This is a genomic window from Eubacterium sp. ER2 (assembly GCF_000765215.1).
Taxonomy (GTDB): domain Bacteria; phylum Bacillota; class Clostridia; order Lachnospirales; family Lachnospiraceae; genus Claveliimonas; species Claveliimonas intestinigallinarum.
In genome coordinates this window covers 1-21,971 of record NZ_JPJE01000015.1, presented here as the reverse complement: position 1 = coordinate 21,971, position 21,971 = coordinate 1, and the positions used below count along the sequence as shown (strand labels likewise).

At 40.1% G+C, this 21,971-nt stretch carries 21 protein-coding genes; 18 read left to right on the top strand and 3 right to left on the bottom strand.

The window, feature by feature from the left end; translation table 11 throughout:
• Positions 1-154: 154 nt before the first annotated feature.
• From bcrA to NI21_RS0105905, 7 genes are all read left to right on the top strand, one after another.
• Complete coding sequence (bcrA, locus tag NI21_RS0105935) at positions 155-1,072, top strand: bacitracin ABC transporter ATP-binding protein BcrA (RefSeq protein WP_002576324.1); 918 nt, start codon at positions 155-157, stop codon at positions 1,070-1,072.
• Positions 1,065-1,814, top strand: a complete 750-nt coding sequence (locus NI21_RS0105930) for an ABC transporter permease (protein WP_002576323.1) — start codon at positions 1,065-1,067, stop codon at positions 1,812-1,814. The genes bcrA and NI21_RS0105930 overlap by 8 nt, the downstream gene beginning before the upstream one ends.
• Positions 1,814-2,641 carry a bacitracin resistance undecaprenyl-diphosphatase BcrD gene (gene bcrD, locus NI21_RS0105925; RefSeq protein ID WP_002576322.1) on the top strand — a complete coding sequence of 276 codons (828 nt, stop codon included), beginning with the start codon at positions 1,814-1,816 and terminating at the stop codon, positions 2,639-2,641. The genes NI21_RS0105930 and bcrD overlap by 1 nt, the downstream gene beginning before the upstream one ends.
• A 167-nt stretch (positions 2,642-2,808) precedes the next feature.
• The gene (locus NI21_RS0105920; protein WP_033125331.1) at positions 2,809-3,279 is read left to right on the top strand and encodes an RNA polymerase subunit sigma-73; all 471 of its coding nucleotides are present in this window, start codon (positions 2,809-2,811) and stop codon (positions 3,277-3,279) included.
• Between the two features lie 476 nt (positions 3,280-3,755).
• A complete protein-coding gene (locus NI21_RS0105915) occupies positions 3,756-3,986 on the top strand; it encodes a hypothetical protein (RefSeq protein ID WP_002576320.1) in 231 nt (76 codons plus the stop codon).
• An 84-nt stretch (positions 3,987-4,070) separates the two neighbouring features.
• On the top strand, positions 4,071-5,282 hold the full coding sequence (locus NI21_RS0105910; protein ID WP_002576319.1) for a site-specific integrase: 1,212 nt from the start codon (positions 4,071-4,073) through the stop codon (positions 5,280-5,282).
• 145 nt (positions 5,283-5,427) lie between these two features.
• Positions 5,428-6,639, top strand: coding sequence for a site-specific integrase (locus NI21_RS0105905; protein ID WP_002576318.1), 1,212 nt, complete (start codon positions 5,428-5,430; stop codon positions 6,637-6,639).
• A gap of 315 nt (positions 6,640-6,954) precedes the next feature.
• Here the strand turns inward: NI21_RS0105905 and NI21_RS0105900 are convergent, their stop codons facing one another.
• Positions 6,955-8,019, bottom strand: a complete 1,065-nt coding sequence (locus tag NI21_RS0105900; protein ID WP_033125330.1) for a site-specific integrase — start codon at positions 8,017-8,019, stop codon at positions 6,955-6,957.
• A gap of 30 nt (positions 8,020-8,049) precedes the next feature.
• Positions 8,050-8,640, bottom strand: coding sequence for a helix-turn-helix domain-containing protein (locus NI21_RS0105895; RefSeq protein ID WP_033125329.1), 591 nt, complete (start codon positions 8,638-8,640; stop codon positions 8,050-8,052).
• Positions 8,641-8,793: 153 nt separating this feature from the next.
• On the opposite strand from NI21_RS0105895, the gene NI21_RS0105890 reads away from it, so the two are divergent.
• From NI21_RS0105890 to NI21_RS0105870, 5 genes are all read left to right on the top strand, one after another.
• A complete protein-coding gene (locus tag NI21_RS0105890) occupies positions 8,794-8,985 on the top strand; it encodes a helix-turn-helix domain-containing protein (RefSeq protein ID WP_052083979.1) in 192 nt (63 codons plus the stop codon).
• Positions 8,986-9,026: 41 nt separating this feature from the next.
• Entirely contained in the window at positions 9,027-9,224 is a 198-nt protein-coding gene (locus NI21_RS0105885) for a hypothetical protein (protein WP_033125327.1), read from the top strand.
• A gap of 162 nt (positions 9,225-9,386) precedes the next feature.
• Positions 9,387-10,133 (top strand): CHC2 zinc finger domain-containing protein, encoded by a 747-nt coding sequence (locus tag NI21_RS0105880; protein WP_081957993.1) that lies wholly within the window; start codon positions 9,387-9,389, stop codon positions 10,131-10,133.
• Positions 10,036-11,331 carry a virulence-associated E family protein gene (locus tag NI21_RS0105875; RefSeq protein ID WP_033125326.1) on the top strand — a complete coding sequence of 432 codons (1,296 nt, stop codon included), beginning with the start codon at positions 10,036-10,038 and terminating at the stop codon, positions 11,329-11,331. Before NI21_RS0105880 ends, NI21_RS0105875 begins: the two co-directional genes overlap by 98 nt.
• 379 nt (positions 11,332-11,710) lie before the next feature.
• Positions 11,711-13,255, top strand: a complete 1,545-nt coding sequence (locus NI21_RS0105870; protein ID WP_033125325.1) for a MobA/MobL family protein — start codon at positions 11,711-11,713, stop codon at positions 13,253-13,255.
• An 86-nt stretch (positions 13,256-13,341) separates the two neighbouring features.
• On the opposite strand, the gene NI21_RS0105865 is transcribed toward NI21_RS0105870, so the two are convergent.
• On the bottom strand, positions 13,342-13,578 hold the full coding sequence (locus NI21_RS0105865; protein WP_033125324.1) for a helix-turn-helix domain-containing protein: 237 nt from the start codon (positions 13,576-13,578) through the stop codon (positions 13,342-13,344).
• Between the two features lie 119 nt (positions 13,579-13,697).
• Here NI21_RS0105865 and NI21_RS0105860 point away from each other — a divergent pair, with 119 nt between their 5' ends.
• From NI21_RS0105860 to NI21_RS0105835, 6 genes are all read left to right on the top strand, one after another.
• Positions 13,698-14,006 (top strand): hypothetical protein, encoded by a 309-nt coding sequence (locus NI21_RS0105860; protein ID WP_197052608.1) that lies wholly within the window; start codon positions 13,698-13,700, stop codon positions 14,004-14,006.
• 518 nt (positions 14,007-14,524) lie between these two features.
• Positions 14,525-14,998, top strand: coding sequence for a very short patch repair endonuclease (locus NI21_RS0105855; RefSeq protein WP_033125322.1), 474 nt, complete (start codon positions 14,525-14,527; stop codon positions 14,996-14,998).
• A 2-nt stretch (positions 14,999-15,000) separates the two neighbouring features.
• Complete coding sequence (locus tag NI21_RS0105850) at positions 15,001-16,425, top strand: Sau3AI family type II restriction endonuclease (protein WP_033125321.1); 1,425 nt, start codon at positions 15,001-15,003, stop codon at positions 16,423-16,425.
• Between the two features lie 99 nt (positions 16,426-16,524).
• Entirely contained in the window at positions 16,525-17,916 is a 1,392-nt protein-coding gene (dcm, locus tag NI21_RS0105845; protein ID WP_033125334.1) for a DNA (cytosine-5-)-methyltransferase, read from the top strand.
• A gap of 37 nt (positions 17,917-17,953) precedes the next feature.
• On the top strand, positions 17,954-20,083 hold the full coding sequence (locus tag NI21_RS0105840) for an AAA family ATPase (protein ID WP_033125320.1): 2,130 nt from the start codon (positions 17,954-17,956) through the stop codon (positions 20,081-20,083).
• The gene (locus NI21_RS0105835) at positions 20,068-21,888 is read left to right on the top strand and encodes a UvrD-helicase domain-containing protein (protein ID WP_052083978.1); all 1,821 of its coding nucleotides are present in this window, start codon (positions 20,068-20,070) and stop codon (positions 21,886-21,888) included. The genes NI21_RS0105840 and NI21_RS0105835 overlap by 16 nt, the downstream gene beginning before the upstream one ends.
• Positions 21,889-21,971 lie beyond the last annotated feature (83 nt).

Genomic DNA, 21,971 nt, shown 5'->3' with positions numbered 1-21,971 from the left:
TCTGACACGATAAGTGTCGGAGCTTTTTTCGTGCTGACATCTATTGTGTCGGCATTGTGACGGTAGATTTCTTGGCTTCTATGCAATACTCGTGGATAATAAGATTGTGGTCAGCGAAAACAAGAACAGCAACCCACGGAAAGGAGAATCAAATATGGATTATATCATTGAAACAGAAAATCTTACGAAGCGATACGGAACAGCCACCGTTGTCGATAAGGTAAATCTTCATGTGCCAAAGGGCAAAATTTATGGTTTGCTCGGCAGAAACGGAGCAGGCAAAACCACAGCAATGAAAATGATGTTGCAGCTTGCTTTCCCAACGGAGGGAACGGTACGCTTGTTTGGCACAAACTATAAGGAAAATATCCATACCCTTTATAGCAAAGTAGGCTCTATTATCGAAACACCGGGATTTTACAGTAATTTAACAGGGTATGAGAATTTGCAAATTCTCGCTAAACTGCGAGGGGGAGTATCTAAAAGTGGAGTAGAAAAAGCTCTTGAAGTTGTGGGGCTGCATAAGGAGAAAAGAAAAGTCTTTTCCGATTATTCCCTCGGAATGAAGCAACGGCTTGGTATTGCCGCCGCCATTATGCACGAGCCGGAGCTTTTAATACTTGACGAACCGATTAACGGACTTGACCCCATTGGAATAGTTGAAATACGCTCATTTTTATCTGAACTTAGTCACAATCATGGCATTACCATTTTTATCTCAAGCCATGTTTTAAGCGAGATTGAACAGATAGCAGATATTATCGGCGTTATGCACGAGGGGCATTTAGTAGAGGAAGTGAATATATCCGAGCTTCACAAAAGGAATCGAAAATACATTCAATTTGATTTATCTGACAGTGAGATAGCCGGAAAGATTTTAGAAAACCACTACCACATGACGGATTTTACAGTGCAGGACGGTACGGTGAGAATTTATGACTTTAGCCAAAGTGTTGGAGAAATCAATCGAGAATTTGCACGAAATGGACTGCTCGTGACAAGGATAAATGATAGTGAGGAAAACTTAGAGGACTACTTTTCTAAACTGATTGGAGGTGGCGGTATTGCTTAATCTTATTTCTTGTGAATTATTAAAACTAAAGCGTTCAAAAATGGTGCTAATTAGTGTGGCAGGGGTATTATCTACCCCACTTTTGATGTTAATAGAAGCCTTGCAAACACATTTTGATAAGCCGGAGATTATCTTTACCTTGTCTGACATATACAGCGACAGTGTACTGTATATCATGCTGCTGGTAAACATTATGATATATGTGGCAATTGCAGCTTACTTGTTTAGCAGAGAGTACACAGAAAGCACCCTCAAAACCATATTGCCCATACCCATTTCAAGGACAAAACTATTAATTGGAAAATTTTGCACCCTGCTTCTTTGGATTGTTATGCTAACCCTTGTAACATGGGCAGGTATATTTATCGTTTGTGGGCTATATGACGCTGTCTTTACATTGGAGGGATATAGCTTACTAGTGGCAATAGTATGGCTCCCCAAGTTTTTGTTTGGCAGTATCCTGATGTTTTTAACAGTTTCTCCTTTTGTGTTTGTTGCTATGAAAACAAAAGGATTTGTCGCCCCGATGATTGGCTCTGCCGTGATTGTCATGGGAAGTGCCGCACTTTCAAATCAAGAATGGGGAGCGTTGTATCCGTGGACAGCCACCTATTTCTTGGTGCAGGGTAAACTTCAGAGTACCGGCTATCCTACACTGCTGTCTGTATCTATTATTATTCTTGTATCAGCAGTTGGTTTTCTTATGACCTTTCATCATTTTAAAAAGGAGGATTTGAAATAATGGTACTTGATTTTATAGAAATTTTAAAAGTTATTTTTCTTGGAATTGTTGAGGGTATTACTGAGTGGCTACCTATCAGCAGCACAGGACATATGATTCTTGTGGACGAATTTATCACACTTAATATGAGCGAAGCATTTAAAGAAATGTTTTTTGTTGTTATTCAACTTGGAGCTATACTCGCAGTGGTTGTAATGTTTTGGAACAAGATGTTTCCCTTTCAATTTAAGAACAAAGCACAGTCAATTGTTAAAAAGGATACTTTCTCGTTGTGGTTCAAGGTTGCGGTAGCTTGTGTACCGTCAGCTATTATGGGGATTCTATTTGATGATTATTTGGATGCTTACCTCCAAACCCCCATTGTGATTTCAATCATGTTAATCTTTTATGGTTTGTTATTCATTCTCATAGAAAATTGGAATAAAAAGCGTACTCCTACTACTATGGCACTTTCTGACATCAGCTATAAAACAGCAATCTTGATAGGGGCATTTCAAGTGTTATCACTTATACCCGGCACATCACGGTCGGGAGCAACGATTATAGGTGCTTTACTCATAGGAGTTTCACGAGTGGCAGCAGCAGAGTTTACTTTTTTCCTCGCAGTACCTACTATGCTTGGAGCAAGTGCTTTTAAGCTGTTAAAATTCGGGTTTGAATTTACAAGTGCAGAACTGCTCGCTCTTGTTCTCGGTATGGCTGTGGCATTTGCGGTATCTGTCTTAGTAATTAAATTCCTAATGAACTTTATCAAAAAACATGATTTTAAGGTGTTTGGTTGGTATCGAATTGTGCTTGGTATACTTGTTGTACTTATAAAATCTTAATAATGCGTTTTCTTTGTGCGCGAATAAAAATGCCAGTTGGTCCTTAAGATCAGCTGGCATTTTTGTTTCTGGGGATGGAAAACAACCCAGAGATTCTCGTTGTCGATCTCCTCCTGATTTTAGTTTGCATGGTGAATTTTGCAAATTGAATCTACAGGAGGTTAATAATGGGATTTAATTATGGATATGAGAAAAAGAAGTTTGATAGTAGATGGAAGCGTTTAGAAGTTGAGTATTGTGATGCAGGGATGAGCGAAGAACAGATTGCTGCCATGAAAGAATATGACTGGGCATGGTTTTGCAGTCAAAGGGTTTTTCAAAACTATACGCAACCAATACCTTGTGAACAATATGATGAAGTATGTGGTCAATCACAGCTGTTCCGAAAGTTTGCATCGTTATCTTATCAATGGGATGTTGATAAGATTGATCAAACGCGATATGGATGGTTGGCTTCGGTGGAAAACGAACAACTACTGTTGAGATTGAAGAAGCTGTCGAAGAAAGATTTGGAGCTATTGACATTACTTTTTGTGGATGGTTATCGTCAAATTGATGTAGCACGTCTTTGGCATTGTTCCAGAAGTGCTGTTGCACAAAGATTTAAAAAAATAAAAAAATTTTTGAATAACACTTAACAAATGAAGCGTATCAGTGCCTACCCATTGAGGGAAGAACATTCTCCCAATGTGGAGCTTGACAATTTCATAGACGGCATTTCCGGTACATAACCTATGTACGAGCGAATCAGGCACGCCGCGAAGATGGACAGCCCCAGGAGGTGATGAATAGGACTGTTCCGAGCGATCCACGTCAGCCTGATACCCGAAAGTGGCATTTCAGGGCGCGATGACTGCATAGGGGTTAAAGATACTTCCTCACGGCCTCCTAAAGACTTGGGGGGAACTCTGCGGCGCACGAGTAAAACGACGCTGTGGAGTTATGACAGCCGCGCCAGCGGAGACCGGAATGTCCCCATCGCCAGGGGTGCGTGGCAAATGTGGCGAGTAAATTTTTCAAAGTCAGATACCATGCGCTGGCAGCTTCGGTTGCCAGCGCATTCATGTGATTTTGAAAGCAACAACCACATCTTTGACAGAAAGGGGGACCACCTATGGAAAAATTGATTTCGCGGAAAGAGGCTGCCAAATTACTGGGGATTAGCATTGCCACTTTGGATGCAGCTCGAAACAGTGGGCTAATTTCCTATGTTCAGTATGTGCAAAATGGTTGCGTGTACTTTACAGATGCTGGCCTTCAGGAGTATATCGCAAAATGCACCCATCGTGCAAAGCCAGTGGAAAAAAGCGCTACATACCGCAAGCTGCGAAGTGTCCGAGCTTGAGCTGTTCCGTATCCTTGCTGGAACCTAATATGTCTGATAAAACAAAGGTACAGCGCTGGACATTATTCTTAGGAGGTGACGGAATTGGCAAAAAGAAAAAGGGCAATTCCTCAATATGGTACGGTCGTGCTTAACGGCATTGAATATTATAGAACCAGAGTCGAAGATTCGGATGGAAACAGAGTGGCGCTTTATGCAAAGACGCCCGAAAAGCTTTATGACAAGGAACTGGAGGCGTTAGAGCAGATTGACAGTACTACGTTTCGTCGAAGATCGCCTACGGTTGCTGAGTACTGTGAGAAGTGGCTGCTGATGCAGTCCGTCCATGTTCGGGCCACCACCTTGACAGATTATACCTCTAAGGTGCGGCGGCACATTATTGGAGGGCTGGGAGACAAGAGAATGGCTGATGTATCCCTGGATGACATCCAACTTGCCCTCGTACCTGTTTCCAAGAAGTCGGCTTCGGTTTATAAGTCTGTGGTGATTCTCTGCAAGTCCATTTTCCGGGCGGCCAAGGAGAGCCATGTGATTGACGAGGACCCGACCATATACCTGGATGCAAAGGGAGGAGTTCCCCAGGAAGAAAGACAGGCATTGACGGATGAACAGGTTGAGCGGCTTTTGGACACGATCCGGGATTTGCCGCCCTATGTATTTGTGATGATCGGTTTATATGCCGGTCTGCGCCGGGAAGAAATCCTGGCGCTGCAATGGGATTCTGTGTATCTGGATGCAGAGGCTCCGTACTTAACGGTACGGCGGGCATGGCACACAGAACATAACAGGCCGGTCATTCTTACCGAGCTAAAGACCAAAGCGGCACAAAGAAACATTCCTCTCCCGGTCTGTCTGGTTGAATGTCTGAAAGATGCAAAGAAAAAATCCACTTCGGATTATGTGATTGCCAATCGGGACGGTGATCCGCTATCCTATACACAGTTTAAGCGGCTGTGGCAGTATATTGTGACGCGGACTGCAAAGCCGAGAATGGCCAGAAAACTTGTGGACGGAAAGTATGTAAAATATATGCTTTACCCGAAACTTGGAGAAAAAGCCAGGAATAACGGCCATGTGGTATATAGCCTGGATTTTGAAGTGACACCGCATCAGCTGCGGCACACCTACATCACCAATCTGATTCATTCTTCGGTGGACCCCAAAACGGTACAATATTTGGCGGGCCATGAAAGCAGCAAAATCACGATGGACATTTACGCAAAGGTCAAATACAACAGGCCGGATGATCTTGTCAAAGCAATGGGCTGTGCCTTTGACTTATGGGACGCTGTGTAAGTTCCGAACAATTCAGAAAATGAAGTAAGAGCGAGACAAGGATGTCTCGCTCTTAGTTTTTCCTTGGCCGTATCTTTGATTCAATTTGAAATCTCTGATAAAAAGGAGGTGTAGATACATCACCACGCGAGAAAGGAAATTAATTATGGCAAAGAAGAAAAAAAACATACCTCAATATGGAACCGTCACACGAAAGGGTGTCCTGTATTACAGAACCCGGATTCTGGACGCAGACGGCAAGCAGGTGAGCTTGTATGGGACTACCTGCGAGGAACTGTACGATAAAGAGCAGGAGGCGAGACGCCAGGTAGCGGAGATCATCTTCCACCGGGAGCATCCTACTGTGGCCGAGTATTGTGAGAAGTGGCTGTTGATGCAATCCGCAAAAGTGTCGCCGGCTACACTGAAGGGCTACGCCTCCAATATGAAGAACTACATTATCAAGCCTTTGGGAGATATGTATATGGAGGAAGTAACAGCGGATGATATTCGTCTGGCGCTGATCCCATTGTCCAATAAGTCCGAGAGCCTGCACAATACGGTGAATATGCTCCTCAAGTGCATTTTTTACTCGGCAGAGCGGAGCCAGTTGCTGGAATACAATCCGTGTGAGGGGATTTCGGCAAAAGGAGGGAAACCGACCCAAAAGAAAGATTCGCTGACAGACCAGCAGGTGGAAGTGCTGCTGGAAACCGTCAAAGGACTTCCGCCGTATCTGTTTACCATGATCGGCTTATATGCCGGTCTGCGCCGAGAAGAAGCTCTCGCCTTGCAATGGGATTGTGTGTTCCTCGATGCACCCACTCCATATATCTCTGTGCGGCGCGCATGGCGATCAGAGCATAACAGACCGGTTATCTCTACAACGCTTAAGACGAAAGCAGCAAGAAGGGATATTCCCATTCCCAAATGCCTTGTGAATTGTCTGCGGGAAGCCAAGGCTGCCTCCAAATCGGAATATGTGATTGCCGATAGTGAGGGACAGCCCTTGTCATATTCGCAGTTCAAACGTGTCTGGCAGTACATCGTTGTTCGGTCTACCAAGGAGCGTACCTATTATAAGTATGTGAACGGACAGAGCATCAAGTACACTGTTCAGCCGAGTCTGGGAGGACATCAGAAAAACAATCCCAACATTGTGTATAGCCTGGACTTCGATGTGACACCGCACCTGCTGCGGCATACCTACATCACCAATCTTCTGTATGCAGGTGTTGACCCCAAGACGGTCCAGTACCTTGCCGGACATGAGAACAGCAAGACAACTATGGACATCTATGCAAGAGTAAAGTATAATAAACCAGAACAGCTATTCGATGTAGTAAATTCTGCATTTCATCAAGCTGTCCCCTCGTAAAAGTGGCCTGTTTTTTGGTTAAGGAATAGGACAACCGAGGGGCCGAGGCTCAAAAAAGCCCGGAATATCAAGGAAAATCATCGCTCAGACGATTGAAATACGGACTCAAAGCTGCACGTAGAGCACCGCAGTTCTCCAAACGTTAATCTCGGTTACCCAAGAGATAATCAAAAGAGAATATCGAAATGCTTACAAACCCTGGAAACTCCTTATGTTTCCGGGGTTTTTCATTTCTCCGGAAACATTGTGGAATGTAGTGAAACGGGGTGAAATTTGCTCCGTTTGTAACGCATTTGCAACACGTTTGCAACAAAGTTATTCCTCTAATGTTTTGTTTATGGCATCAACAAGTATCTGTACATCCAGATGCGTATAAACCTTTTCAGTCAGGCTCATAGCTCCGGAGTGACCGACAATTTTTTTGATAGTAGTGTCCTGGACTCCTGCCTCGGATAACATGGATATGCATGTATGTCTGGTACAGTGAGGCGTCCGGTTAATTCCGATCTGCTCTGTAAGTGGTGTCCAGTAGCTGTCATAATAATTGCGGTACTTAAAAGGCTTACCGTCCTCTGTATGCAGAAGATATTCACAGTCCGGACAGGATTCATACCAGCCTTTATAGAACGGAAGAAGTTTGTCCGCAATCGGAACTTTTCTGATGCCATTCTCTGTTTTACTTTCAATCACATCGAAGTATTGCTTATCCAGATGCACGTTTTCCTTTTTTAAGGAAAGAAACTCGGAAATACGTGTACCGTTGTAGAGAAGCATAAGGATGATCTGATAATATTTATCATCTTTCATCGTCCAGATTTTGGCGATTTCATCTTTTGTAAATTTATTCCTGCTGTGCTTATTCGGATTTCTGTCCTTGTACTGAACGATATCAACGAAAGAAGAATAATCTTTGTTGCAGATGTCATTTTTTAAAGCAAAATCATATAACTGATTAAACAGTATCTTTATTTTCTTCAGTGTCGGATAGTTTTTTCCGCAGGTGTCGATGACCTGTTGAAGGTCTGCCAGTTTCAGGTCTTTAAAGACTCTGGAATAAAGAATGGTGCAGGCTTTGTATGATGCTGAATACCCTTTTACGTTGCTTTCTGATACAGTCGGATATTTCTTTTTAGACCATTCTTCATACACTTCCGAAAAAGTCATTTTTGCGGCTCTGGTATCATATGGATTATGATTGTAATCTGCCAGCATCTGCAGACCTTCTGCTTTTGTTGCGGTATATCCGATAATAATATAGTCAGCGACTTTCTTTTCCTTTACAGGATCAATATGATATCCGGTAGTCTTTCGAACCATATATGGTTTTCTTCTTTTTCCGGATAATTTTACTACGCTGCCATAGCCATTTGGTAATTTCATAAAGTTAAGTCTCCTTTCTTTCGGCGAGACTTATTCTCCAAACTGTTTGTTTAAAATAGCATTTCTTCGTTTTATACGTTCCTCCTCTGAAAGTTCTTCCTGCGCTTTCTCTGATAATGGGATAGTGGAATAGTAGGCTAATGTCTTATCTTTCCAGTCCTGATAGGATTTTGCAGTGTGCCGGTAAGAGGCATATTCTTCTCTGTTTTCGTTAAATTCCTCTAAAAACAGGCACATATCTGCGTTTTCTGATGCCGACATGTCTTTACCATTAAATGTAATAGAACACTCCCAGTTATTGTGCTCAGGCGGGCGTTTTACATCTATACGAAAGCCCAGCTCCTGAATTTGATCGAGCTCAAAGAAAAACTTCATAACATCTGACATATATGCCAGTGGTCTGCTATCGGTTTCGTATCCGATCAGATAGGTAGAAGTAGTATCGAGCAATCCGGCAAGTTCATTGATCATGGCAATAGATACTTCTATTTCACCACTTTCGTATTTCTGGATCGTGCGAAGTGATTTGCCAAGTGCATTTGCCAGCTGCGTCTGATTCATGCCTTTTTGTTTCCTGGCAGTTCGGATCCTAAGTCCAATCTGTTTTGTGTCATATTTCATGATTGATTTCACCTCTCTTTCATCCATATTAACACACAGAAATACGAATTGCAAGTGCGTGTTTATAGAAATATATCTTGACATATGTATTTCTAATGCATATAATGAAATACGAACTAATAATTCATATTTTTGAAAATTGGAGGTGATAATATGAGGGTTAATGCATTGAAAATGCAGATTTTAATGGGAAAGAAAAACCTGACCATTAAAGAACTTGCGTATAAAAGCGCTGTGTCAAGACAGACCATATCCTGCATCAAAGCAGGAAAAAGCTGTTCTCCACAGGTGGCGTATAAGCTGTCACAGGCGCTTGATATTGATATGCAGGAATTATTGGAGTAGGAAATTATGAGAAATACAGCCAGGACAAGGAGGTGATGTGAATGGAAAAGAAATTGTATGTTGAACTCCCGCCCTTTACGGGAAGAAATGTTCCGATTAAGGAAATTGCACAGGCAATCGGCAAGGATCCGCATTATATCCGGCTAGGGATCCGTCAGGGAATTTTTAAATTCGGCGTTGCAATGAAGATGGAAAACTCAAATGAGTTCAGCTATTACTGCCCGGATCGAAAAGTCTGAGAAGAAACAGGGTATTTCCGTGATGTAAGAAAAGAAAAAGCCCTTGCATAGTTTGGCAAGGACTAAATTCCGCAGAGTCAATGATATGCTCTGTCTCGCAAATAAAGTATAGCAAAGACTTCTGCGGAATACAATCGAAAATTTCAAAGAAGGAGGTTATACGTGAACATATTTCAGGAAATTAAGACATTTGTTTCGGCTGGTAAAGCGGCAGAACAGTATGGAATCAAGATCAACAGGAACAAGATGGCATGTTGTCCGTTTCATGATGATCGGCATCCAAGTATGAAGATCGATCAGAACTATTTCTGTTTTGCCTGCGGAGCCAAAGGAGATGTGATAGATTTTACTGCCAGACTCTTTGGAATCTCTCAGTTTGATGCAGCCAGAAAACTGATTGGAGATTTTGAACTTCCGATCAAATTGGAACAGCACAAGAACACTCAAAAGAAGTTCAGAAACAGGAAGCCTTCAATGGTACAAAGTCGGTATCATTTTTCGGTAAAAAGCAAGGTTACAACCTGGAAAAATCATGCCGTAAAGGTTTTGGCTGACTATCTGTCATGGATCTGGTTCTGGAAACAGTTTTACGGGTCTGAGCCGGATCCTTTTGAGCAGGAACGCTTTCGGGAAGCACTGGATAATGAGAGAAAGATCAATGATTATCTGGATATTCTTTTAACTGGCGATGGAGAGGAAATAGCGGAATTGTTCATTTATAAACGGAAGGAGGTGGAGAAGATTGAGCAGCGAATGGAAGAATATCAGCGAGGAGTCGTTGAAGAAATTAGAGCATATTGTAGAGCAGGAAATGCTGACGCCGGAAGAGATCCGGGACAATCTGGAAGTGACGGAGAAAGGCAGGATCCGTCAGTCTATCCAGAACTGCAAGTACGTTCTGGAACATGATCCCTGCCTGCGGGGAGCTGTATGCAGGAATGAGATGACCTGCCAGATCGACATTAAGAAAAAGGTGCCATGGAAGCGGAGGGGCGTCCAGATGACAGATACGGATATGAACAACCTGTCCTTGTATCTGGAAAAGAATTACGGGCTTACCAGCGACCGGGTGATCGCCAAGGCGATAGATATTGTAGCCAACGACAACAGTTTCCATCCGATCATTGATCTGCTGGAAAGCCTGAAGTGGGACGGCAGGCCGAGGATCGCCGGAATGCTGACTCATTTCTTCGGGGTGGAGGATCCGGAATATTCCGGGGAGGTTATGAAGATGCACATGCTGGCGGCCATCAGCCGCCTGTATGAACCCGGGAAGAAATACGATATCATGCTCTGCCTTGTGGGAGGTCAGGGAACCGGGAAATCGACTTTCTTCAAATATCTGGCAATAAAAGATGAATGGTTCACTGATGACGTGAAGCGGCTGGATGATAAGAAAGTTTATGAATATCTTCAGGGGCACTGGATCGTGGAAATGTCGGAAATGAATGCGGTGGCGAATGCCAAAAGCATTGAGGAGACTAAATCTTTCCTGAGCAGACAGAAGGATACTTATCGGATTCCCTATGAGAGAAGGGCGGAAGACCGTTACCGCCAGTGTGTGTTCTGCGGAACCTCCAATGACCTTGCCTTCCTGCCCTTCGACCGGACGGGAAACCGGCGGTTTGGGCCGGTAAAGGTCTGCCCGGAGAAAGCAGAGACTGCCATATACCGAGATGAAAAAGAATCCAGAGAATATATCATCCAGGCTTGGGCGGAGGCCATGGAGATTTACCGAAGCGGCGGATTCCTCCTGACATTTTCCCCGGATATGGAAGAATATGTGAAATCCCTGCAGAAGGACTTTATGCCGGAAGATACCCAGACCGGAATGATCCAGGCGTTTCTGGACCGCTATGAAGAGGACTATGTATGTTCTACCATCATTTATCAGGAAGTCTTTCATCAGGAGGGAATGGTACCGAAATGGCAGTCAAAAGAAATCGGGAATCTGATGGACAATGAGATAATGGGCTGGGAGAAACACGGGACTCACCGGTTCCCCGGCGGGCTTGGGATCCAGCGCTCCTGGAAGCGGATCCATCCGAAAAAAGACAGGGACGGTTTTGTAAAAGTAGATGAAGATGCAAAGCTGCCCTTTGAGTAAAAGATAACTTTTCAAATGTTTTGCGCCGTGTTTACAAAGGTTCGTTTACAAAAGAGCGGAATTTGTAAACAGGAAGACGTAAACAGAAGGGAAAAAACTTTGAAAGTTTAAATCTTCAGAAGAAGAAAAAGCCCGGATACGGGCACAAAATATCAGGCGGGTACGCCGGAAACTCAGCCCTCGGCGACTGAGAGCGAAATACACCCATCGCACAGACCTGACGGTCTATGCTCTGTGTATTTCGCGACTGCGTCGAGCTCTTCCCCTTAGGAAACTGCCTTTGGCGCTTCCTAAAGGGTTCCTCCGGAAGGCCCTGCGGGGCTGATCAGCGCTGTAAACAGCGGGCTGATCTGGCGTACCACCGCCGGAAAGGAGATCTATGGCAAATGGAAAGAATTGTTTTATCCAGACGGTCAAACTGCCACACGTCAGGGGCAGGGTACGTTATATCTCGGATCCGAAGAGACAGGAAAATCTGTATGCCACCTACAGCAATGTGGATCCAAAGTTCTGGCGATATCTGTCGAAAGAAAATCAGGCAGACTTTATCAGGAGCGGGACAAAAGGAAAATGTATCGAAGCGAGAGAGCTGATCATCATGCTGCCGCCCAGCTTGATCGGATATGATCATGATATATTGCTGAAATATTTCACGGCGAAGTTTGTGGAAAAATATGACGTGGCGGTGGCAAGCGCCCTTCATCACAATAAGAGAAAAACGAACCTCCATATCCATCTGATCTTTTCGGAAAGACAGGTATTCGAAATGCCGGAAGAGAAGATTGCTTCGAGAAATATGTTTTACGATGAAAACGGGAAACATGTCCGGACGAAGAAAGAGATACTGGATGAGAGCGGAGAGATCCGCCCCGGATGTAAGATCGTTAAAAAAGGGGAAGTCTATGAAAAACATTATTTTAAGCCGAAAAATCCAGAGTTCAAGTCGAAGAAATTCACAGAGGATATGAAATATTTTTATACAGAGATCATCAATTATCTGGTAAAGGATCCGGCAGAGAGACTGAAGGTGTTTGATAAGAACAGCCCGTATCTGCCGACCAGAAAGATCGGGAAGAATAATCCAAAAGAAAAGGAAATCCAGATCGACAATTATCTCCGGCAGGAATGGAACAACATGGTGGATCGGGCTGTGGTGGAAGGAGTTACAGAAGAAGAACTTCGTATAACGAAGAAAACAGATATAGTTGAACCTGTTGCTGAATCTATCCGCAGTGAGGGCTGGAAACCGGATCTGTTCAGGAAGATCCTGCAAACAGCAATTGGGAAGCTGAGAGGTTTTATCCAGTATATCAAAGAAACTAGAAATGCGGAATTTGATGAAAATGGGAATCCGCTGCTCAGTCATGATCTGAGGATTGATGTGACTCCGGAACCTCTCCCGCTTATAGCCAGAGGAGAAAGACCAAATTCAGAAAGACAGGAAGCGGAAGTCATGAAATTAGATAATATCCTGCTGAAGATGAAGAAAACGGAGCAGAGGATCTATGCCATTGAACAGGCAATAATTAAACTGGAAAAGGAACTGAAGGAAGTACAGAAGAAGTGGTTCCATGGAAAGGAAAAGAAGGAGCTGGAGCAGAAAATTGCCGGGAAGCAGCGGGAGCTGAGCAAGTCAAAAGATACCTTAAGTCAGATACCACGGATGAATGGATATGAAAATGCGTTGGAAGTGAAGAAAGCTTACAAGGCTGCGAAGAGAGAACTGGACAAGGTACGGAAACAGCAGAATGCATGGGATCAGGCAATGAAGCCGTCGGAGAAAATGTATCTGGTAATCCGGGCGAACAGACCGGAACAGACAAAAAATAGAAGTATTCATGAGCGCTTAGAAGAAAAGAAACAAGAAGCAGCACAGCAACAGAGAAAAGAGCGAAAACGAAGTTATAATAGGGATTGCCTTTAGAAAAACAGCCGGAACAGTCAATGATCAGAAGTTTGGAAAGGACATTGACGGTTCTGGCTGTAATTGTGTAATTTGGTGCGAATAATTTAAAGTAGTCCGGAAAAGAATTCGGCGATATCAGCATCAAAAATCTTGCTGAGTGCTACAAGTTCACTGACTTTGATATTCATCCGGTTAGTCTCCAGTTTGGCGTAAGTGCTTTTGGAGATTTCAATTCCCATAAGCTGTAAGTGAGCAACAACCTGCTCCTGTGTCATATTTGCATTTCGTCTTAGACGTTGGATATTATGACCGATATCCATGTCAGGTCTGATCTTCTGCATATCTGAACTACTCCCGAAAATTCGTAATAAAGAAATATATCTTGATTGTATGTAGTATTCAGATTATAATGTTTCGTAATAACGAAAAGTTTCGCTATAAGGAAAGGATGGATCAGAGAATGTACGTTGATAAAATATTTGAAAGAGCAACCATACGGGGAATAGCAGATTATCTTTTGTTTGGACTGGAACCGGATGAGGATGACCGGAGTTATGAGGAACGATTGGATGAACCATACATGAGGTTTGAGAAGGCTGTAGAGAAATATGATAAGAGTCAGACTTCGGAACTATTGGATTTGTGTAATGAAGTAAGCAGTGAGACGGGCAGTGTGTATATGGAGATTGGACTGCAGGCGGGGATATTGCTGATGGTGGATGTGGTGAAAAACTTCAGTAGAGAGAAGGGTAAGGGTACAGTTGACTGACCTTGGGATGCTTCATTATGGTTATCATGGAATATCAGATATTTTGCTTGATATCGAATGTTTGTTCTGGTAAAATACAATCAGGCACTGCCAGAGAACGGTAGGCGGTTAGTCCTTCGACAGAGGGACTGAACCCTCTGATTACATAGAAATCTCTGTAAAGGGAAATCTGGGAAAGGAGGGCGAACTTATGAGTGATTATGAAATGCTCTCCATCGTTTTGATGATACTTGGTATTGTCGTTACGATCTTAATAGCATATATCAATCATACGAAAAAGTAACCGCCCCTCAGCCAAAGGATTGCGGTTACTTTTCGTAACTAACATGAATTTGGACTAACCGCTTATCGGTAGTGCCTATTTCTATATTTATTCTAGCAAAGTACAGGGAAGATGTCAAATACGGCTTTTTGTTGTATAAAATCTGGAATGGGTTAGGAATTGATTGGGTCTTAAAGATTTGGTAATATATACATGATAGTTTCTAGAATTTTGATGTAGAAAAGATGGTTGATAAATGCAAGAAAAGGAACCACGCTTTCATGGCGAAGTAACCGCTAAAAGTCACAAAAATATGAGTAAGATCAAGGGGAGCAATACCAAAATCGAAATTGCTCTTCGAAAAGCTTTATGGAATAAAGGGTATCGTTATAGAAAAAATTATAAAGCATTGCCCGGCAGACCAGATATTGCATTGACAAAATATAAGATAGCTATATTTTGTGATAGTGAATTCTTTCATGGAAAGGATTGGGACATATTGAAACCGCGACTTGAAAAAGGGAAAAATCCAGATTATTGGGTTAAAAAAATTGAGCGGAACAAGCAGCGGGATATTGAGAAAGATCAAGCTTTACAGTATTTGGGATGGACAGTCATACATTTTTGGGGAAAAGATATTTTAAAAAATCCAGAAGAATGCGTGCGAGTGATAGAAGAAGTTATTTTTGAACAAAAGATAGAAACGATAGAAATGGAAGAGGAAATATAATCATGCAATATAGATTGGAATATGATGAGACAGATCCAAAATCAATAGAAGCATATGGAGAGAAATTAATAGGGAAGACTTTTGCTGAAGTATGTGAAGAAGATGATATAACTCAAGCGATGGTAGTCCGTGAAACGACAAATTATGAAGTGCGACATGAAAATAAAAAACGTAAAGGTGGATTGGGAGAACTTATTGAGGAAAGATACTTCCATTATCCGGCTAATAATGATGCGCGACCAGATTTTGAAAAAGCCGGAGTCGAGTTAAAAGTAACACCTTATAAAATAAATAAAAATGGGTCTATTTCGGCTAAAGAAAGGCTCATTCTCACAATGATAGATTATTGTGCTGTGGTTAATGAGGATTTTAAAAATAGCCATATGTGGAAAAAGTCACGTCTGATATTGCTGATATATTATTTATACCAAAAAGAACTTAAGAATAGACTTGATTATAAGATTGGATATGTAAAACTTTTTTCTCCACCAGAGCAAGATGTAAAGATAATCGAGCACGATTTTTACGTTATTACAGAAAAAATAAAAGCGGGAAAAGCACATGAATTATCAGAGAGTGATACCCTTTATCTAGGCGCTGCGCCTAAAGCGGCGACTTCACAAGACCGCAGAAAACAGCCTTTTAGCAGCGAATTGGCAAAACCAAGAGCTTTTGCGTTTAAAAGTTCTTATATGACATATGTCTTGAATAATTATATTATTCCTGGAAAAGCCACATATGAAGCGATTATTAAAGGTAAGACTGAAGAGTCATTTGAAGATTACGTTGTTGATAAGATTAATGCATATTGTGGATATACTGTTAAAGAATTATGTGAAGAATTTCAGATTGATATAAATAAAAAACCCAAAAATCTAGAGGCTATGTTATCTTATCGTATGTTAGGCATTAAAGGCAATCATGCGGAAGAATTTGAGAAAGCTAATATTGTGGTAAAAACTATACGCATAGAAAATAATAATACCATTAGGGAAAATATGTCGTTTCCGACGTTTAAATTCAAGGAATTAGTGGAAGAAGATTGGGATAATTCTATTTTTGGAAATTATCTGCGTGAGACAAGATTTCTATTTGTTGTCTATAAGTTTGATAAATCCAAAGAATTACATCTTAAAGGTTGTCAATTCTGGAATATCCCATATAAGGATCTTGAAGGGGATGTCAGGAATGTTTGGGAAAAGACCAAGGAAGTATTGGAAACAGGGCTGAAAGTTGAAGTCCGTTCAGGGAGGCATTATAATAATTTCCCCAAATCATCGGATAATCCGGTATGCCATGTCAGACCACATGCAAGGAATGCTCAGGATACTTATGAATTACCTGACGGCAGGCAATTCCCGAAGCAATGTTTCTGGCTGAATAATAGTTATATCTTAAAACAGTTAAATAAGCAATTTTTTGAATAACGACATATTTGATGAAAAAGGATCTTTACAAGATGAAAAATATATTGTATGATATACTACAAAAAGAACGATCGTTCGAGAAATAGCGAGGTGCAAAACGTGAAAAAGACCGTTTGTGAATTATTTGCAGGTGTTGGTGGTTTCCGTTGCGGATTAAATCACATAAAAACTGTAGAAGATACAAAAAAACCAGAAAAATGGGAAACTGTATGGTTCAATCAATGGGAACCTGCTGAAAAAAAGACTCAGTATGCTCATGATTGTTATGTGTATAGATTTGGAACAAGACTAGATTTGAATGGGAAGGACACAACAAACGTTGATATAGAAGCAGTAGACAAAACGGCTATCCCAGATTTTAATCTGTTGGTAGGCGGATTTCCTTGTCAAGACTATTCTGTAGCTTCTTCCTTAGCAACATCTAAAGGGCTAGAGGGGAAAAAAGGAATTTTATGGTGGTCCATTAGGGATACTATAGAAGCAAAAGAGCCCCCTTTTGTCTTGCTTGAAAATGTTGACCGGCTTTTGAAATCGCCAGCAAAGCAGAGGGGAAGAGACTTCGGGATTATTTTGGCATGCTTTAGAGATCAGGGTTATACTGTGGAATGGCGTGTTATCAATGCAGCAGATTATGGCTATCAGCAAAGAAGAAGGCGTACTTTTATTTTTGCTTATCGCGATGATACAAAATATTGTTCAACTATACAAAAGGAAGTCGGCTATACGAGAACAGCAGAAATCGAAGACAGACGCATCAGTATGGGAAAACTTTTATTGAAAGATGGATTCTTTGCAAAAACGTTCCCAGTTTATGAAATGGATGTTAATAAAATGGCTATTCAAGAGCTCCCAGAAGGAATTGGAGAATTATCGGATAGCTTTAGCTTTGGATTTGAAAATACTGGCGTTATGAAAGATGGAGTTATTTACACTATTAAAACATCTCCAAAATATGATGGACCACAAATTACATTAGGTGACATCATGGAAACAGGGGAGGTCGATGGAGCATATTTTATCCCTGAAGAGAGACTTTATTACACGAATCCATCTGTCACACGATCTGATGAAACTAAAGAAAAGTTACCTAAAGAAAATAGACAAACATGGCAGTATCTAAAGGGAGGTAAAAAACTTTCCAGAAAGTCTAATAATGGACATGAATATGTTTTTTCAGAAGGTGCTATAGAAATGTTGGATAGTTATGATAAACCAGCACGTACTATGCTGACTTCAGAAGGAAGCTTCAGCCGGACGACGCATATCGTAAAGGACAAGAAGACGGGAAGAATCAGGTTGCTGACTGCAGCGGAGACAGAAAGAATCCAGGGGTTCCCGACTGATCATACAAAGTATTGTTTGGTTACTGGAGATGTTGTTGAAATGCCAGTTAATAAGAGAAGATTCATGATGGGGAATGCATTAGTGGTTAATTTGGTAGAAGATATGGAAGAAACATTGAGTAAAATTTTTAAGAAAGAAGATAATTAATCTTATTATTCAGAGGATATTTAGTTGAGGGATTAATATGATTTTAAAGAAAGTTAAAATTATAAATTATCGACAATTGCAGAATGTTGAATTGGATTTACAAAATTCTTTAACCGTATTAGCAGGACCAAATAATAGCGGAAAAACAACGCTCATTTCTGTTTTAAAAGGAATGTTTTATGACAAAAAGCTTAGATTTAACTACAGTGATATTCCAACAAACTTATCAACTGCTTGGGTAGATAAAATACTACCTGTTTTTCAGCCGATTATGATCAAACATGATAAAGAAACCGGCATTCGGGAGATTATTAAGCAAATATCCTTCAACGGTATATTTGCTACTGAATATGTCATGGAAAGTTTTCAAGCACGAATTCAAGTGGATTATAATCCTGTAAGTGATAACATCCAGTATTTTGCAGATTACCTTATGGATTTGGACGAAACTAAGCACTCGTTTTATTTTATTTATACATATGAACCAAGTGTATCCTCCTTTGAAAAAGATTTAAACGAGCAATACGATAAGATGGCAGCTCGATTTAGAGATATTGATAATCCAGATGGTGTTGAAAAAGATACCAAGCGTTACTTCCTAAAAGAAGAATTGCTTAAGCTATATTGCAATGCGTCCATTGAAAAATGCTATTTTTGTAATTCAAATTATGAAAATGTAAACTCTATGGAAGTTTCCGCTTTTAAAAAGCTATTCAACTTTCAAAACATACCTGCGATACGAGAATTGGATGATAGTGAATCCGATTCTTCTAAAGGAATAAGTAAAAGAGTTATTGCATTACTAAAAGATAATGTTACTTGGGTCGAAGCAACAAAAAGACTTCCTGACTTGCTAATGAATGACATTGAAAACTCTGGCGCAAAAAAAGAAATTAAAAATTCATCAATTAAGTCTCTGGATGATACTATAAGAAATATTTCCAAAACCAGCGGAGGGTATATTGGAAAACTTCAGTTAGAGATGGACGTTAATGAAGATGACGTGGAGGATTTTATTCAACGAATCACTAGAGCAAAATATGACATTGATGGGTTGCTGTTAAATGAAGAATCTCAAGGACTGGGATTCAGTAATTTGATTTATCTGCACATGAGATTGGAGGAGTTTTATAAATCTATTGATAGCAATAAAGTGAATGTATTTTTCATAGAAGAACCCGAATCGCACATGCATCCGCAAATGCAAAAGGTTTTTATCAGGTTTCTCAAAAAGTATTATATTGATAAGAAGTTGCAGGGGCTTATAACAACACATTCTAACGAAATCGCAAGAATGGTTGGTCTTGATAGTCTCAGAGTTATTAGACAAACAGGAAAATCTCAGAGTGAACTATTTAATCTAAATAAATTTAGGAACTCTATAAAAAATAAAAAGATTAAGAATGTTGATAACGAATCCGCATTCCTTTTAGAGAACTTCTTTGACTGGTTTTTTGAAATAGGGTATTCTGAATTAATCTTTGCAGATAAAGTTGTCCTTTACGAGGGAGATTCAGAACGTTTGTATATAAGGAAACTACTTGGACTATCTGATTTATCTTCCTTGTACGATAGTTATATATCATTTATTCAAGTCGGTGGAGCATACGCTCATAATTATCTCCCAATGCTTACCATGCTCAAAATGAAAACTTTGATAATTACCGACTTAGATTATGATAAGGCTGTTATAACATTAGATGCAGTAAAAAATTCTAAAAGCTCAAACGCAACAATAAATCATTGTTACAAATTAGTTTGTCCAGATAAGGAAGAGAAGTTTACACCAACTATTAGGGATTTGTATAATCTTCAAAGAGAGGATAAAGTTGTGTTGTATGATGGTTTGGTATACCTCGCCTTTCAGGATGAAGACAGTACGGCACGAACATTAGAGGAAGCTATGTTTAATAAGCTGTTAGGATATAATGCGTTTAAAAAGATAAAGAGAAGTAAATGGAAAGCAATAAGAAAAGATAATAAACTCACATTTACTATACCCAATAATAAAGAGGGCGAAAAGGATAGCGAATATTCTGTTCGTGAAATTGTAGAAGCAACATCTAATAATAAAACAGATTTTATGTATTCGGTGATTTTGGGAGGCAATGAAGAAAAAATGCTTCCGGATTACATAAAGAAAGGGTTGCTATGGCTGGCAAAATAAAAAGAAATAACAAACATTTGATAAATGCTCCCGCAGGAAGTGGAAAAACTACATATATACGAGAACAGCTAAAAAGCATTTGCCTTAATCAACCGAAGAGCAAGATCTTGTGTATTACATATACCAATCGCGCGGCAGACGAACTTGAGAAAGGTTTGGATAGTACCAATATTACGGTAAGCACGATACACTCCTATATTAATGATTTGATTAGCCCATTTTATTCTCAGAAAGAAGCCTTAGCTTTATATTGGGAGATATATGAGACAAAAATTAATGAGAGGATAACGAATGTTACAGGTAATGCGCATATTAAAGAAAGTAATCAGCGTTATATAGAGAAATATGGAGAATTAACTGATAAAGTTGTTCGAGAAAACTTGTTGGCAATATCTTATGGAGAAACGCCATTTACGTCATTATATACAGGCAAACTTTCTCACGATGATTTGATTATGTTTGCAAATAGATTAATAAAAAAATATCCCGTCTTGCTGAGAAAGATTGGAGATAAATATAATTATATTTTTATTGATGAATGCCAAGACACCTCAGCTTATGTACTTGACATTTTTTATGACGCAGTTAAAAATCGAGAAGGCGTTCAGCTATATTTATTGGGCGATAGAATGCAGCAAATATATCGAAACTATGATGGCTCGTTTGAAGAAAAGTTGAAAGAATTTGATACTTCTGACCGACTTAGAATAAACTTTCGCTCAATAGAGAAAATCGTAGATATCTTAAACAAGATATATAATGATTCTTATTACGAACAGCAACCAACAGAAGGTAATGTGGGTGTTATTCCAGATATAGCTCCTCAGGTTATTATTACCTCTGATGTCAAAGATTGTGTTTATAAATTGCAAAGCAAGTTTCCTGAAATACTAACATTATACTTGATGAATAAGGAAAAATATGAGGAAATAGGAGCAAAGAACCTATATAATGCATATGAAGGTATGGAGTCATACTCGTTTGGAAGAAAATATTCTCCAACAGATATTTTGTCTGATATGTCAAGCGACAATCCAGATGCGTTGATGAGATTCCTTTTTCTGATAAACAATGTAATGGAATATTATTCGAACGAAAACTATGGTATGGTAATTTCGATTTGCAAGAAGGAAAGCAGATTTTTTAATTCATCACAATTTAAAATAAAATGGCATACTGATAAGAAACACATAAAGGATAAATTTGACGCACTCAAGGCTGTATACGAAAAAGATGGATGTCTGATTAGAGATGTAATTAAGTGTTTATTTGATAATGCACTTATACCAGAAGAAATTAAAAATGATTTTGAAGAAAGTGTAGAATATCAGCGCGTATTGGATATTGGAGTTATAGAAATTAAAAATTTAGCACACTATTTAAGTATGCCATATATATCTACACAGCATGGTGTAAAAGGCGAAAGTCACTTATCTGTAATTTTTGTGGCTGCTGACAATAATAATACTCCAAATGTACGTATGTATGCATTTTTTGAATTGTGGTCCAAATTAGATTTTTCTCTTCCTGAATTTGAAGCCTTATTTTATTCATATAGTAAGACGATAAAAACGGTTGAAGCAGAAATTGGAATGAAAATCAGTGAGCTTTCGGCAGAAACGCATAATAGAAATGAAAAGAACAAGGCTATCTTGGTTAAATACAGCAATCAAGTTTTAGATACATATAAGGGAAATATTTTATTTGATGAACTATGTAAAGATGATTTTTTAACGTATTTAGCCAAACCGAATGTTGGCAATGCCAAGAAGATTTTCAAAATCACAAAAATCGAGTGTAAATAACGGTGAATTAGTACCATCTGCACGGTCTAACTGTACCACCCTGCCGAAACAAGAGTACCGCCTTGCCGGTTGGCTGTACCGGT

What these genes read in the sequence shown, in the direction of transcription:
- bcrA (WP_002576324.1), top strand. Translation starts at nt 155, where the DNA reads ATGGATTATATCATTGAAACAGAAAATCTTACGAAGCGATACGGAACA.
- bcrD (WP_002576322.1), top strand. Translation starts at nt 1,814, where the DNA reads ATGGTACTTGATTTTATAGAAATTTTAAAAGTTATTTTTCTTGGAATT.
- NI21_RS0105920 (WP_033125331.1), top strand. Translation starts at nt 2,809, where the DNA reads ATGGGATTTAATTATGGATATGAGAAAAAGAAGTTTGATAGTAGATGG.
- NI21_RS0105915 (WP_002576320.1), top strand. Translation starts at nt 3,756, where the DNA reads ATGGAAAAATTGATTTCGCGGAAAGAGGCTGCCAAATTACTGGGGATT.
- NI21_RS0105905 (WP_002576318.1), top strand. Translation starts at nt 5,428, where the DNA reads ATGGCAAAGAAGAAAAAAAACATACCTCAATATGGAACCGTCACACGA.
- NI21_RS0105900 (WP_033125330.1), bottom strand. Translation starts at nt 8,019, where the DNA reads ATGAAATTACCAAATGGCTATGGCAGCGTAGTAAAATTATCCGGAAAA.
- NI21_RS0105895 (WP_033125329.1), bottom strand. Translation starts at nt 8,640, where the DNA reads ATGAAATATGACACAAAACAGATTGGACTTAGGATCCGAACTGCCAGG.
- NI21_RS0105890 (WP_052083979.1), top strand. Translation starts at nt 8,794, where the DNA reads ATGAGGGTTAATGCATTGAAAATGCAGATTTTAATGGGAAAGAAAAAC.
- NI21_RS0105885 (WP_033125327.1), top strand. Translation starts at nt 9,027, where the DNA reads ATGGAAAAGAAATTGTATGTTGAACTCCCGCCCTTTACGGGAAGAAAT.
- NI21_RS0105875 (WP_033125326.1), top strand. Translation starts at nt 10,036, where the DNA reads ATGCTGACGCCGGAAGAGATCCGGGACAATCTGGAAGTGACGGAGAAA.
- NI21_RS0105870 (WP_033125325.1), top strand. Translation starts at nt 11,711, where the DNA reads ATGGCAAATGGAAAGAATTGTTTTATCCAGACGGTCAAACTGCCACAC.
- NI21_RS0105865 (WP_033125324.1), bottom strand. Translation starts at nt 13,578, where the DNA reads ATGCAGAAGATCAGACCTGACATGGATATCGGTCATAATATCCAACGT.
- NI21_RS0105860 (WP_197052608.1), top strand. Translation starts at nt 13,698, where the DNA reads ATGTACGTTGATAAAATATTTGAAAGAGCAACCATACGGGGAATAGCA.
- NI21_RS0105855 (WP_033125322.1), top strand. Translation starts at nt 14,525, where the DNA reads ATGCAAGAAAAGGAACCACGCTTTCATGGCGAAGTAACCGCTAAAAGT.
- NI21_RS0105850 (WP_033125321.1), top strand. Translation starts at nt 15,001, where the DNA reads ATGCAATATAGATTGGAATATGATGAGACAGATCCAAAATCAATAGAA.
- NI21_RS0105840 (WP_033125320.1), top strand. Translation starts at nt 17,954, where the DNA reads ATGATTTTAAAGAAAGTTAAAATTATAAATTATCGACAATTGCAGAAT.
- NI21_RS0105835 (WP_052083978.1), top strand. Translation starts at nt 20,068, where the DNA reads ATGGCTGGCAAAATAAAAAGAAATAACAAACATTTGATAAATGCTCCC.